This window comes from Persicobacter diffluens, from assembly GCF_036244895.1.
In the GTDB taxonomy this organism is placed as follows: domain Bacteria; phylum Bacteroidota; class Bacteroidia; order Cytophagales; family Cyclobacteriaceae; genus Persicobacter; species Persicobacter diffluens.
The window spans coordinates 354,952-370,392 of the sequence record NZ_BQKE01000004.1 but is presented as its reverse complement, the minus strand read 5'-3'; the positions used below and the strand labels follow the sequence as shown (position 1 = coordinate 370,392).

The window sequence follows — 15,441 nt, the reverse complement described above, 5'->3', positions numbered from 1 at the left end:
TACTACTAAAAATTGTATCCATTATTATCCAATTTGCCCTCACTGGCAGAAATTGCACCTATTGGAATAGGGAAAATATATCGTACCGGGTGAACATAGTTGGCCCAATCTCTGGTAATCCATTCAGCATAGGTGCCATTGTCTTCATCATAAAGTTTAATTAACCAGTCCTGTCTGCTCCATAATTCTGGATCAGGATTAAAGCTGACTTGCTCATGTGTATTGAAAATTATTAATTCACCACTGTCATCAGTTCTGGTATAAAAATCAGCAGGTAAAGTACTTGTACCGGCTTGCACTTCATCACATATCCTTTTAATGTCGGTGACGGCTTGTTGGACTTTTTGGCCGTAAAGATTCCAGCGAATCAAGTCCGTTTTTCGAACCAGTTCGCCCCCAAGTTCCCAGGACCGCTCATCTACCAAAGCTTCAAAGAAACGCTCTTTTCCCGCAGATACCGTACTGATATACTCATCCACCATAGTCGACCAATCCTGCGCCTCAAAAGCCCGCTCACGAACTCTTCTCAGGGCGGCCTGTGCTTCAGCGGTAGGGCCATTAAGTTCATTTTCTGCCTCAGCAAACATTAATAATACATCGGCATAACGGAGCATGGGCCAGTTGATACCAGTACCCTTGTCAGATGCCTGGCCCGGAGGGGTATCCAGAAAATGTCTACTCCATTTACCCTGAGAAATATTCATATTTCCTCTGGAAACCAATTCTTTTTCGAAAGAGCCATTAATGGTGTAAAGACAACAGGTCACCTCTAAACGTTTATCCTTTTGATCAAAGGAGTAATAATAGCTCGGAGACATGGCCATATAATTTTGTCCACCTCCATAAGGGTGAGTCCCTGCATCTACACGTATACCAATATTCCAACCTACATCTCCACGACCTATTGGAAAGGGTACTTCAAAAAGAACATCATCATTCACAGGAGAAATAAATTTACACTGGTTCATAAATACCTGACGATAATCCGTTGGCAACGCACGATCTTTCAATTCTATCAGTTTTTTAGAATAGTCTCTCGCTATGGTATAAAAGTCTAAATAATCGGAGGCACGGGCCATCGTCATATCAGGTTTTAGGAACCATCCCCCTCTTTGCAATGCCAAACGAGCGATCATCCCCAGACAATATTCCCGATTAGCCTGCTCAATTCCATAAGGAAGAGCATCTGCCCAGGCCATATGTTCCTCTACCTCCATTAAGTCATCGATCAGCGATTCCAAAATTTCATTTCTGTCCGTTTTAGGCAAATTAAATTCGACCCCGGCTTTAGGTGCCTCGTTCATAAAGGGTACATCTCCCCAAAAATAAATGAGCATACTATACCAATAGGCCTTAATGGTTACCGCTTCACCCAGGAAATTATGCATGGTTTGCTTTTCTAAAACAGTACCTCTTTCCATAAGCTCACTATTCTGAACTCCTTCAATCACGATATTGCAATCACGAATAGCTTTATAGGCAGTTTCCCAAACCGTAGCCAAATCCGAATTAGAGGAGCTGGCATTCAGGCGCCAAATTTGGTATCTATCCCCCTCACTGGTACCTCCTGCGTGTACAATATCGGTACAACCCATCATATTTGTAGATAAGCGGGAACGAAAGGCATCTTCATTAAAGTGTCTGTAAATGGAATTGGTGGCTTTGCGCGCATCATCTGTATTGGAAAATACCGCCTCCAAATCACTCACCGAAACCGATCCGGGATCTAAAAAGGACTCACAACCAATTGTAGTCAAAGCCAATAATAAAAGGCTGAAAAAATATTTTAAATTTCTCATTGTTGAAAAGATCTAAAGTCTACAATCTTTAAAAAGTTAAATTAACACCCAGGGTATATGACCTGCTTCGCGGGAAAGCGGAATAATCAATTCCAGGGGTAAGTGCTCCATACGAATTGCTTCTGGTGGTACTCACCTCAGGATCATAACCTGAATAGCTGGTCCACAACCAAAGGTTATAACCTGTCAAATAGAACCGGCAATTAGAAATCCCTACTTTCTGAGTCAGCGTTTGTGGCAGGGTATAACCCACAGTCATTTGTGAAAGGCGTAAAAAGGAACCATCCTCCACTGCCCAGTCATGGAAAACTGTTCTAGATTGCCCAAAACTGGTGTGCGACCACATCTGTTTTCCCTGATTAAGTTGATCCAATTGATCCATATCAGTGATAATTCCACCGGCAACCCCTGTATACGAACCATCCACATCCAAATAAGTGTAGCGATTATCCATTCGCATATTGTCCAGCATATTACCATTATTGGTTCTATACATCTGATTGAACTCAATTTTACCGGTATTGTAGACATCATTCCCATAGGAGAAGTTAAAGAATGTAGAAAAATCGAATCCTTTATAACTAACATCTACTCCAAAACCACCAATCACTTTGGGGAGGGCATTACCAATAACCGTTCGGTCACTGTCATCAATCTTTCCCTGATCAGCTTCATCTTTATTCTCTCTATTGGTTTCTTTTAATTTTAAATATCCGGGTTTCACATTATCAACTCCTAATATACCCGAGGCATCCGGAACACCATCTTTTAGGATATAAGTATCATTTGTAGCATCATAACCTTCGAAATCATCAGTGGTATACATCCCGTCAGATACAAAGCCATACATTTGACCAATACTACCTCCCACATTCAGGTAATAGTCATCAATGTGCATCAAATTAGTACTCGACCAATTAGATTGGAAAAACCTTTCATCCACTCCATCCAGCGCATCAATACGAGAGCGGTTAAAACCGGCATTTGCGTTCAATTTAACGGTGAAATTTTCCTTTTCAACCACATAGCCATCAATTTGGAATTCAATACCACGATTAGAGGTACTCCCGACGTTATTCCATTGGTATTTGAAACCAGAGACCTCCGGGATTCTGGATTGTAACAACAAATCATTGGTCGTATTCCAATAAGCATCCACATTACCATAAATACGAGAACCAAAGAAGGCAAAATCCAAACCAATGTTACGGTTAATGGTGGTTTCCCATCTCAAGTCGGGATTATACAAAACATCTCCATCCGGGGTAAAATAGGGGTTATAACCATTGGTTCCCATTCCCGGGCCTTTATCATTAGAAGATTTGAACAGAAATTTAGTGGAATTAGCTGGAATACGGTCATTTCCTGTGGTACCTGCACTTACCCTTAATTTCAACTCATCTATTTTTTTAAATCCTCTCAAAAAATTTTCTTCTGATAATTTCCAACCGGCTGCCACTGCAGGGAAAAGTCCCACTCTGTTATCGCCAGAAAATTTACTACTCATATCAGATCGTAAAGTCGCCGTGAGTAAATATTTATTATTATGGCTAAAATTAGCGCGTCCAAAATAGGAAAGCCGGTTTTCTCGGGTATCCAAATAGGAACTATGACGGTCCACTACTCCTAGTTGCATATTGGAAAACATTTCTTCCGGTGTAATGCTTTCTCTGAAATTTAAGGCACGCATATATGTCTGGTAACTACCGTTGGAATAGATCTCATGTCCTGCCATTATATCCAAATTGTTCTTGTTACCTAAATTAAAATTATAGGTCAAAGTATTTAACCAACGATAGGAATCTCTATTGCTATTGGTCATTTCTCCTAATGGAAGTGAATTTCCCTCTTGCCGAGACCTAGAGGTTAATGGTCCGTAGAATCGCAAACTTTCTCTGTATCTGGTCTGGCTGGTAAAGGTGGTATTGTAAACTAAATTATCTAATATCTTCCAATTCAAGCCAACATTAAACACATATTCCTGATCATTTCTTTGGCGCCAGTCATCCTCTACCAAATCCCGGGGATCCACCATACTTAATAAAAATGACTGGAAATCATCGTTTCCATCCAAATCATTCATATCCAGATCCATATCATCGGTAATGCCATTTACCGGACGTGTAGCAATACCATCCTTGACCCTAAGCTGAGCTCCGCCGGAAGTCCCCGCTCCATCTACCACGCTATTACTAATTCGCGCTCCAGCATCCAGTCGCAATTTTTTACCAATATTTTGGTTTAATTTGAAGTTAATAACCGTTCTTTGGAATCCATTATTCTTCAAAATTCCCTGGTCATCATTATGTGTAAGACTCAACATGGCTTTGGTCGTTTCCCCACCTCCACTTATGCTCAGGTTATGAAATTGAGAAATCCGGGTTTGTCCGAATAATTCATCCTGCCAGTCAGTAGCCGGCTTATGCTGATAAAGCTCCAGGTCCTCGTAATTCCCGTAGAATTTAGCAAAACGATCCACATCATCCTGAGAACGCAACCTATTGAGCTCATAATTTGCCAAAACATATTCATAAGGATCCAAAACACTGTACTTACGCTCTTTTGGAAGCTGCTTGACCTGAACAAATCCGTTGTAGGAAACTTCTGTGCTTCCTGCTTTCGGTTCTTTAGTCGTGATTACCACTACTCCGTTGGCGGCCTGAGCGCCGTAAATGGAAGTGGCTGCTGCATCTTTTAAAACGTTAATACTCGTAATATCGGAAGGAGGAATGTTATTTATGCTTTCAACAATAAATCCATCTACCACATATAAGGGCGTATTATCCTGGGTAACTGAACCCCCACCACGTACGCGAATCACAATTTCAGCATCCGGAGATCCATCCGTTGTTGTTACATTAACACCCGGAATCCGACCACTAATTGCGGCAGCCGGACTAGGTGAGGGCGCCTTTTGAATATCCGTGGCCTTTAATTGGGAAACAGAACCGGTCATATCGGATTTCTTCACCGATCCATAACCAATGACGACTAGTTCCTCCAATTCGGTAACCTCGGGGTTTAATGCCACATCAATGGTGGTTTGATTTCCCACCGCCACTTCTTCAGTAGTAAAACCTACAAAACTAAAAATCAACACTTCATTTTTAGAGGCTTTAATACTGTAATGGCCTTCTACATCTGTAACTACCCCAATGGAAGGGTTGGATTTAAGGGTGATATTTACCCCGGGAAAGCCCTCCTGGTCAGTGGCTGAAATTACCTTTCCCTTAATTAAACTTTGTGCCAGAGTAGGCATCAGGCAAAAAAGTTGAAATACTACGGCTAACAGGGCAGTCTTCTTCCAACCTTTGCTTAGAAAATTTGTAACGATTTTCATGCTGCTCACATTAAAAAATAATAAATAGGTATGATTACAAAAACCGGCTTTTGAGCTGAAAAAAATTGATAGTATAAAAATAGCTAATCCAACAACTAATAAATAGATCAGCCCATAGCGCGGAATTGATTAATTATAAAAATTATTAGTTTAGTTGAATTATTTAACAGATGATACACTAATTGGATCAATTTGAACCATCTCTTTTAACATATTAATCACGCCTTTTTCCTGTAAATCCTGAATCTGTGCCACCACCAAATCGGCTAAATTTGGTATCTCCATACTATGGGCAGTAAAGACATTCGGATTAGTTAAAATTTCATTAACAGCGACAGTCAAATTATCCTGCTGCCAAAGTGATTGAAGTTGTTTAACTTTTCCCTCATCATCATTTACCGCTGGATGTGCCTGGGCATACATCAGAATATAAGCAGAAAGTGGTACCACCAACTTCGCTGGTAAACATCTTTTCTGCTCATAGAAAGTTTTTACACAAGGAAGAATTCGAGTTTCATATTTGGATAAAGCATTTAATGCAATAGAAGAAAGATAATGTTTTATATAAGGGTTTTTAAACCTTTCAAAAACCGCGGCGCCAAATTCAATGAGTTCATTTTCAGATAAATCAAGCGTAGGATTTATTTCCTTACTCACCATTTGATCAAGGAAAAGACTAAATACCTCGTGCTCTACTGTTTCTTTAACCGTTTCCAATCCTGCTAACAGCCCTAAGGGTACCATTGCGGTATGCGCACCATTTAAAATGTGGACCTTTCTTTGACGGAAGGGCTGCTGATTATCGGTAAAAATTACATTCAATCCCAACTTCTCAGTTGGAAAATGAGCCTTTACCTTATCTCCTCCTTCGATTACCCAAAGATGGAATACTTCCCCCTCCACTACCAATTGATCTTCATAACCAATTTCTTCCTGAATTTCACTGATGGTTGATTTAGGAAAGCCGGGCACAATTCTATCCACCAATGTATTGCAAAAGGTATTGGCCTTATCAATCCAATTTTCAAAGTCAGCCTCTAATTCCCAAAGGGCGATATAATTTTTGATACACTTCTTTAATTGATCACCATTATGATTAATCAATTCGCATGGAATAATGAATAAGCCCTTATCCAAATCTCCATTATAGTATTGATACCGATGATATAGTAATCTACATAGTTTCGCCGGAAAGCTTACCTGCGCATCATCCTCAAACCGATCCGTATCCACAAATGTGATGCCTGCTTCAGTAGTATTGGAAAAAACGAAACGCAATTCTTCCTCCAGCCCTAGTTCTAAATAACCGCTAAAATATTGATAAGGATTATTAAAGCGTGACAAACAATCAATTAATTCAAAATTTCGAACTAATGAACCATTTTGAATACCCTGCAGTACCAAATGATACAAGCCCTGTTGCTGCTCCAAAAGCGGCACCATTCCTTCAGCTAGTGGCTGTACGACCGCAACATTTCCATGAAAATCCCCTTCTTGATTCAAGCGATGAATCACCCAATCTATAAAAGCGCGAAGAAAGTTTCCTTCTCCAAACTGAAGCACCTTAATGGGGCGGTCAGTGGTTGTTGTTGTATTTCTATTCAGTTGCATATTTATAATAATTATTATATCATAGTGATAAATCCTGACGCCAGGGAATAAAGTCCTCTTGCCCCAATACTTCGGAACAAGAGTATTCCTGCCCACTTGCAATTCGGATCATAAGTTCCAATAAATCATCCGCGGCCTGTTCCATGGTTTGCTGACCATCAATAATAGTTCCTGCATCAAAATCAATAATATCCGACATCCTTTTGGCAAGCACAGAATTACTGGAAACCTTGATTACCGGAGCCGCAGGGTTACCCGTTGGCGTACCTAAACCGGTAGAGAATAAAATCAAATTGGTACCAGAGGCAGCCAGAGCGGTGGTTGATTCCACATCATTTCCCGGGGTACATAATAAGTTCAAACCCCTGAAGTTCAATTGCTCTGTAAAATCCAACACTTGCTGAATGGGTGCCTCTCCCCCTTTTTTAGCGGCTCCTGCAGATTTCATGGCATCCGTTATCAGCCCATCCTTTATATTTCCGGGAGAAGGGTTAAACTCAAAGCCCGAACCAGCAGCTTTTGCCTTTAAGCCATACTCTTCCATTAAACGCTTAAAATTAAGGGCATCAGATTTATTCACACAACGGTCTAGTATATTCTGCTCCACCCCATTAAGTTCCGGAAACTCCGCTAAAATGGCGGTTCCACCTGCAGCCACGACACGGTCAGAAATCTTACCCAAAAGAGGATTGGCAGAAATGCCGGAAAAACCATCAGATCCTCCACATTCAAGCCCTACCACTAAATGTTTAATGGAAGCCGGAGCTCTTTTGATCTGATTTATTTGACTTAGGCCTGCTACAGTGGATTTTACCGCATCTGCAATAAAAGCTTTTTCGGAAGCACTTTGTTGTTGTTCATGAATGTATACCGGTTTGTCAAAAGCCGGAGCCATTTGTGCTAAAATTTCCTCAAAAAGGCTGATTTGCGCATTCTGGCAGCCCAAACTTAAAATGGTGGCACCACCCACATTGGGATTCAATAAATATCCGGCCAACATCCGGCAAAAGCGTTCAGCATCAGCCCGCGTTCCCCCACAACCTGCGTGGTGGGTAATAAATTTCACTCCATCTACGTTTTTAAAGGGTCGATCAAGTGCCAAAGGAGCATCCGATAAATTCAAGCCATAATTTTGAATATCATTTACCGAAGCTCCTTGGCTACCCAAATGAACCAATTCTCCCAACTGATCAAAGTCCGGAGAATTGTATCCCAAATAAGGTTCCAGTTGTCTTTTAATCTCTAAAATGTTGCGATTCTCACAAAATACCAAGGGCACCACCAACCATACATTACGAGTACCTACCTGCCCATCACTCCTATGGTAACCCATGAAAGTGCGCCCCTCCTCTACCTGAGGGGGTTGCCATTGGTAGTTAAAAGAATCAGCAATCACTGCCGGTTTTGTTGCATGCTTAACGTTATCCACAGAAATAAGCTCCCCAGCTTTAATAGATTGAAAAGCCTGACCAATGACAAGACCATACATGATAATTAAATCACCGACTTCAAAATCCTTAGCAGCAAATTTATGCTTTGCGGGTATTACCTCCTTTATCAAGTAACTCGCACCGGCAGTGGCTACTGTCTCCCCCTTATTTAGATCGCGTAAAGCTACTATGATATTATCGGAAGCATGAACTTTTAACGTATTCACATGCATCTATCTAAATATTTTAAATTTATATATAAAGTTTAGTATCAATCTGCTGGATAAAATTTGCAGATGAAGGGATTTTTTAATCCTTGATTGTATTCCCTGAACTCCTTGTTTTTCAATTGGAAGAAGTATACTTAAACAGCTATCCTCCAGAAGCTTAAGCTTTTCTATTAATCCTGATACGCTTCAATTAATGAGAAAGCGTAATCTTTAACATTATAATAACAGATATTCTGAATGATTTGCCCGATCCAGTCAAGGTCATTAGGCAGTAAACCTGCTTCTATTTCTTTCCCAAACAGATTACATAGTATTCTACGGAAATACTCATGGCGTGGGAAAGATAAAAAGCTTCTGGAATCCGTCAGCATTCCAATGAAACAAGGAAGTAATCCTAAATTGGATAAAGCGTTCAGTTGCCATTCCATCCCCTCTTTTTGATCCAAAAACCACCAACCGGAGCCAAACTGAATTTTACCCGCAACTTCTCCCTGAAAGTTGCCAATCATCGTACCGATGACATAATTATCAGCTGGGTTAAGGTTATAAATAATGGTTTTGGCAAGCTGATCATTATGATCAAGTTTACCTAAAAATCGAGACAAACTCTCTGCTTGTGGCCAATCTCCAATAGAATCAAAACCGGTATCAGGTCCCAGATTTTCATATTGACGGATCGAATTATCTCTTAGTGCTCCGAGGTGGTACTGCTGTGCCCATCCAAATTTATGATAACGGATACCTAACTCATAGAAAATAGCAGACTTGTACTTTCCGATCTCGGCATCAGATAAATCCCCGGCCTGAAGGGCTTTTTGGAAAATTACCTCTACCTCCTCGGTCTGGTAATCTTCAGCATGGATTTGCTCCACTCCATGATCAGACATCCGGCAATGGTGCGCATCGAAATGCTTCATCCGAATTTCTAATGCTTCCAGGAACGCTGCAAAGGAATCAATCTGATTTTCAGAGACTTTCGAAAGTTTTTGAATATAGATTAAAAACTCTTCCCCTTTATTTATATTAATGGCCTTATCAGGACGCCATGTAGGGAATATTTTTGTAAAATCATTGGTGGCATTATTCATTCGGTGATACTGTAATTCATCCAAAGGATCATCCGTGGTGCAGACCACCTTCACATTCATTTTTTTTAATAATCCACGCGTAGAAAAATCCGCATTTTCAGAAAGCAAGCGAGAGGTTTTTTCATATATTCTTTCTGCAGATTCTTCATTTAAAATTTCGTCAACCCCGAAATATCTTTTTAATTCCAGATGCGTCCAGTGATACAAAGGATTACGCATGGTATAGGGAACCGTTTTTGCCCAGGCCACAAATTTGTCTTTGGCAGACTGCTGGCCAGTGCAGAAAGACTCATCAAGTCCTAAAGTACGCATGGCGCGCCACTTATAATGATCTCCCTCCAGCCAAGCTTCCGTAATATTATTAAAACATCGGTTTTCAGCAATATCCTTAGGTGAAAGGTGGCAATGGTAATCGATAATTGGAGCCGGTGCTGCAAATTGAGTATACAATTGCTGAGCAGTTTCTGACTCTAAAAGGAAATCATCTTTTATGAAATTATTCATATGAATTTAAATTTAAATTTTTGCTCTTTCCAATTTTGGAATGATCAAATGAATCAAAGCTAAGCAGACCAAATAAATAGAACCTGCAATAGCGAAGGCAAATACATATCCCTCTTTTCCACTAGCGGTGAGGACCGAACCCAGAGAAAAATCCGCCAACATGCCCGCCAGGGCACCGATCATCCCGCCAATCCCCACGACAGAGGCTGTGGCTTTCTTCGGCATAGTGTCTGAAGCTACAGTAAACAAATTGGCAGACCATGCCTGGTGACCACCCGCCGCGAAGGCCATTAATAAAACGGCATACCATTGATTGCTCATATAAGGAACAAACATTGCCGGCAAAATAAATAGTGCACAAATTAATAGGGTAAGCTTTCTGGCAACATTCAGGGAAGCCCCGCGATTAAGAAAAATTTTGGGTAAATATCCACCGGCAATACTCCCCACATCCGCAATTAAAAATACAATAATCATGGGCAAGGCTAATCCATGAAGATCCAGACCAAACTGATCATGTAAAAACAAAGAGCCCCAAAACAAATAAAACCACCAAACCGCATCTGTAATTTTTCCGATGGCGAAAGCCCATGTTTGTTTTAGCGGCAGTACCTTAGCCCAGCTCATTTTTTCTTTTTCCTGCTCAATCTCCCCTTCCTCCACATCCGACTGAATGTAAGCTAATTCCTCCTGTGATACTTTGGGGTGTTCTTCCGGCTTCTTATAAATTTTTATCCAAACTAAAACCCAAATAAAACTAAAAGCGCCGGTCATTAAAAATGCAAATTGCCAATTGGTACCATCGGGCAATACCACCAAAGGAATGGCTAAAGGAGCCAAAATTGCCCCAATATTCGAACCCGCATTGAAAATACCAGTTGCAAAAGCCCGGTCTTTTTTCGGGTACCATTCTGCTACTGTTTTAACCGCAGCTGGGAAATTTCCAGCCTCTCCGAAGCCCAAACCTGCACGCGCCATACAAAAGCCAATAAAACCAAAGGCAGGTTGAACCAAAGCATGTAACATCCCAAAAACAGACCAAATCCCAATGGCCAAAATATATCCGATTCTGGTACCAAATCGATCGATTACACCACCCATACCTAACATACCGAGTGCATAAGCGAACTTGAATACCATATTGATCTGTGCATACTCCATTTTCGTCCAATGAAATACATGTTCGATCAAAGTTGGCCCCAATACCCCAATGATACTTCTATCCATATAGTTGATGGTAGTAGCAACAAAAAGCATGGCCAGTATTCTATACCGGTATTTTGATCCGCCCTGCTGCTTAGCTTCAACAACCTGCGGCTCCCTTTGCATTTCAACTTTCATAAAAAAATGTTTCTTTTGATAAAAAATTATTTATTTCTCAAAAAACCATGAATATTATCCTTAGTATATACCATAGAATAATGGTGCTTCTCTTTGGTTAAGAGCACCTTCTTTTGAAGAATACCCCAAATTCCTTCTAATATATCACTCCCCTGCTGCACACTGTCCTGGGCGATCAGGAAATCTATTTTATCATCTAATAATAAACTAATATTTTCAGGTAATGGATCATGACCAATAAATATGACCCCTTTAGCCATTCCTATTTCCGCAAAATACTCATGAATTAATTTTATCCGGGAATTGGTCACATACACCACTCTGGGTTTAGACAAATGCTTCGTTTGCTCCTCAATCTTTTTAAAAATAGCTGCTCGATCTAAATGAGCATAAGGGAAATCCAGCACATGAATACACTGTTCATGGGAAAAAAAATGCCCTAATGTATCTACCGCCCCTATTTCTCTTTGTAAATTGGTGGACGTCCTTTTGCCAGGGGAAAGATTGACCACCCATACCTGTTCTGAGGGCTGCATGATATATTTGATTAGCCCCCCTACCAATGCACCACAGTTTTTTGCATCCTGCCCTACAAAGTAGTCAGGTTCCAATTCCGGAAAATTGGCGTCCATAAAACCATATAGGATGCCTGATTTTCGCATCTCCCGCACGAGTTTATAGCTTTCCTGCCGATAAAGTGGCGTTAAAATAACCGCATCTACATGCTCATTCAACAATTCCAGCCCCCTTTGGAAATAGTCTTCCGCGCAAAAAGCATCGAAATACACCTTTTTTAAAGTTAAACCGGTGGATTGCAAAAGTTCCGCAGTTTTATCAATCCCTCTTAAGGGTAGCTCCCAATAGTGACATTCCTCCGGACGCGGACAAAGCACTCCAACGGTTTTAATACACGGCCGGGTGTTTTTATGAATATATCCCAGTTCTTCCACCAGGCCAATAATCTTCGCCTTTGTTTCATAAGAAACTCGGCCACGATTATGTAAAACACGGTCTACTGTTCCAATAGAAACATTTGCTCTTTCAGCAATTTCCTGTAGTCGAACACTCTTTCTTCTGGTCATATCTAAAAAAATTTACCTATGATAACATGACTTTAAAAACAGTTAAAATAACGTGCGTTAAACCAACATTACGGTGCTAAAATGTTAACAATACATGCTATTTTAGTAAGAACATGTTTAAAAGCGCCCCATCCGGCTGCAAATTTTGTATTCTAAACTCGTTCTACATCAGCCTTTTTGCTATACATTATTGTAGAGACAATACCCAATAGAGGTAATATATCCCAAGTAATATGTTTTTACCTCATTAAAAAATATTTAACGTCCAGGATAGTCGTGCTTTTCCTAGCCCCTTAAAAAGTATTTTCTTTTCAAGAATGAAAACATCAAAGTCAATAGGACTGGCCCTAAAAATAACTTCTTCTGAGTTTCATCAATATTAAATACTATTTTGGTACAATAGCTTAAAAAGCTATGCTCTGGCTCTCTATCCATTCTACTCATAGGCTTTTTCTTTTAGGGTTTGAATATCATTTATGTCAATTGCTAATCTAGCTAAAAGATGGTTCTTGTTCCTTTTGTATAATTAATAATAGCGATTTTGGAGGGAGAAAATCAAGATCATTTATTAAACAAATTCTCAATTTCATCAGCTTCTGTTTACCAATTAAAAAAATAGCGTTTAAGTTATCACCAACTAATGTTTTGCTCCAATATTTTTTATTATTCACAATTAACCATTGATTTTAAAGTGTGAAATTTATTCTTTCGGATCCCGGAATTGAATAAAATGCGTTAATACCACATTTATTTCACGCAAAATTAACATTTAATACCTTTCCGGGACGCTTATGCAAAACCTTTGTCCTCATCCGAAAAAAGGTAAGAATAGCTCCAAGGATAAACGAAAAATCAAGATATTTTTACTGGGCCATATCAAAGTAAAAAAAACCATTGACCCAATAGCGGTTCATCCTTTACTCTCCAATAATTATCTTTGACAAGACAAAAGAGGAATACCCACTTTTTTCAAAAAACTATCCTTTTACTTCTGCAATTACGGCCAATGCCTCTGCTGTTGCAGCCCTAATGGCCATAGTATCAAAATTTCCTTCAGGATCCTTTTTCATTAACTTCGAACCCATCCCCACACAATGTACTCCGGCATTAAACCACGCGGTAAGGTTCTCGCGAGTCGGACTAACGCCTCCTGTAGGCATAATACTACTCCAAGGGAAAGGGCCTTTAATCGCTTTTACAAATTCAGGACCTCCTACTTGCTGACCGGGAAAAATTTTAACTACTTCAGCCCCCAATTCTTCCGCTTTAGAAATTTCAGTCAATGAACCACAACCAGGAGACCAGGCTACCTTTCTGCGATTACAGATTTTTGCCATTTCCGCAGACAGAATAGGCGATACAATAAAATTGGCCCCTAACTGCAAATATAGCGCCGTTGTGGCCGGGTCTACCACGGATCCAACCCCTAAGATCATTTCCGGTGTATGCACTGCTCCCCACTTCACTAATTCACCGAATATTTCATGGGCAAAATCGCCTCTATTCGTAAATTCGAAAACCCGGGCACCACCATCATAACAAGCCTTAAGAATGGCTTTATTAACCTCTAGATCTTTATGATAAAACACGGGTACCATACCGGTAGCCCCCATTTGCTGTACTACTTCTATTCTGCTAAATCGAGCCATAATGTTGTAAATTATATCGGGAGTGTTCCTGAAGGACCAAAAGGAGCAACCCCCGAATCAAATAATGAAATGCGAAATCAAATACTTATCTATAGAACATGTTTAAAAACACACCATCCGGCAGCAAATTCGAATTTTGGGAAGCGATTTTGGCACATTTCTCAACAATAGTAATGCTATTCTCTCAAAATAATCGGGTATCACTTCTTCAATAATCAAACTTTCGCTGCGAATTTTGGCATTCAAACACGCTTTAACGTGCTACTCGCCCGGAAGCGTCACCGCCCATTAATTTTAAAACTTCTTCAATCGTTACCAGATTAAAATCACCTTTTATGGTATGTTTTAAACAGCTGGCAGCTACTGCAAAATCTAATGCCTTCTGATCATCTCCTGCGAAATTTATTAAACCACATATTAGACCGCCCATAAATGAATCTCCTCCACCCACACGATCCACAATATGTGTAATATCATATTTTCTGGCAGACTTGAATAATTGTTCACCATCATACAGCACCCCTTCCCAGGTGTTGTGGTTCGCATTTATGGATCCGCGTAGCGTCGTAATCACTTTCTTTACACGCGGGAATTTTTCCATAATTTTCTTAGATACCGAAAGATAGGCTTCTCCATCCACATGGCCCCCAGTAACGTCAACCCCATCCGGCTTAATATGAAGTGCCATTTCCGCATCTTCTTCATTTCCCAAAACAATATCAGTCAAGGCTACCAAATCCGGCATCACCTCATGACAAGCCTTTCCATATTTCCATAATTTTGCACGGTAATTCAAATCACAAGAAACAGTAATCCCCATCTCCTTGGCTACCGAAAGGGCCTCCTTTAAAGCATCTGCTGCGCCCTGAGACAAAGCCGGAGTGATCCCCGTCCAATGAAACCACTGGGCATCTGCAAATACCGCCTTCCAATTCACCATACCGGGTTGTATCTCAGCTATAGCAGAATTTGCCCGATCATACACGACCTTGGAACCTCTGGATACCGCACCGGTCTCTAAAAAATATATCCCTAACCGATCTCCACCGATCACAATATTTTCAGTCCCCACATTATAGCTACGCAATCGCTTAATGGCAGCATCCCCAATATCATTTTGTGGCAATCGAGTGACAAACTCAGCATTCATACCATAATTAGCCAGAGACACCGCCACATTAGATTCTCCTCCACCATAGGTAGCCTCAAATTCTGATGCCTGATGAAATCTCAGATAACCTGGCGTCGCTAATCGCAACATGATCTCTCCAAAAGTTACAATCTTTTTCATTTTGCTGTATTTATTATCTCAAAAAATATATTTACTTTCATTAACTGATACCCCTGTATATGGATAATAATGTTGA

Annotated in this window: 9 protein-coding genes; all 9 read right to left on the bottom strand. The window is 40.3% G+C overall.

The features are described from left to right. Positions 1-5: 5 nt before the first annotated feature. The 9 genes from AAA970_RS23395 to AAA970_RS23355 all read right to left on the bottom strand — a co-directional run bounded on the left by AAA970_RS23395 (position 6) and on the right by AAA970_RS23355 (position 15,365). Positions 6-1,799: a RagB/SusD family nutrient uptake outer membrane protein gene (locus AAA970_RS23395; RefSeq protein WP_338239316.1), complete on the bottom strand. Its 1,794-nt coding sequence runs from the start codon at positions 1,797-1,799 to the stop codon at positions 6-8. Positions 1,800-1,827: 28 nt separating this feature from the next. After that, positions 1,828-5,139, bottom strand: a complete 3,312-nt coding sequence (locus AAA970_RS23390; RefSeq protein WP_338239315.1) for a SusC/RagA family TonB-linked outer membrane protein — start codon at positions 5,137-5,139, stop codon at positions 1,828-1,830. Positions 5,140-5,298: 159 nt separating this feature from the next. Next, a complete protein-coding gene (locus AAA970_RS23385) occupies positions 5,299-6,750 on the bottom strand; it encodes a tagaturonate reductase (RefSeq protein WP_338239314.1) in 1,452 nt (483 codons plus the stop codon). Between the two features lie 19 nt (positions 6,751-6,769). Then, positions 6,770-8,413, bottom strand: coding sequence for a UxaA family hydrolase (locus AAA970_RS23380; protein ID WP_338239313.1), 1,644 nt, complete (start codon positions 8,411-8,413; stop codon positions 6,770-6,772). Between the two features lie 167 nt (positions 8,414-8,580). Continuing rightward, positions 8,581-10,002, bottom strand: a complete 1,422-nt coding sequence (gene uxaC, locus AAA970_RS23375; RefSeq protein ID WP_338239312.1) for a glucuronate isomerase — start codon at positions 10,000-10,002, stop codon at positions 8,581-8,583. Positions 10,003-10,014: 12 nt separating this feature from the next. Then, positions 10,015-11,343: an MFS transporter gene (locus tag AAA970_RS23370; RefSeq protein ID WP_338239311.1), complete on the bottom strand. Its 1,329-nt coding sequence runs from the start codon at positions 11,341-11,343 to the stop codon at positions 10,015-10,017. 26 nt (positions 11,344-11,369) lie between these two features. Further along, on the bottom strand, positions 11,370-12,425 hold the full coding sequence (locus AAA970_RS23365; RefSeq protein ID WP_338239309.1) for a LacI family DNA-binding transcriptional regulator: 1,056 nt from the start codon (positions 12,423-12,425) through the stop codon (positions 11,370-11,372). Positions 12,426-13,402: 977 nt separating this feature from the next. Next, positions 13,403-14,074 carry a bifunctional 4-hydroxy-2-oxoglutarate aldolase/2-dehydro-3-deoxy-phosphogluconate aldolase gene (locus AAA970_RS23360; protein ID WP_338239308.1) on the bottom strand — a complete coding sequence of 224 codons (672 nt, stop codon included), beginning with the start codon at positions 14,072-14,074 and terminating at the stop codon, positions 13,403-13,405. 253 nt (positions 14,075-14,327) lie between these two features. After that, the gene (locus tag AAA970_RS23355) at positions 14,328-15,365 is read right to left on the bottom strand and encodes a PfkB family carbohydrate kinase (protein ID WP_338239307.1); all 1,038 of its coding nucleotides are present in this window, start codon (positions 15,363-15,365) and stop codon (positions 14,328-14,330) included. Positions 15,366-15,441 lie beyond the last annotated feature (76 nt).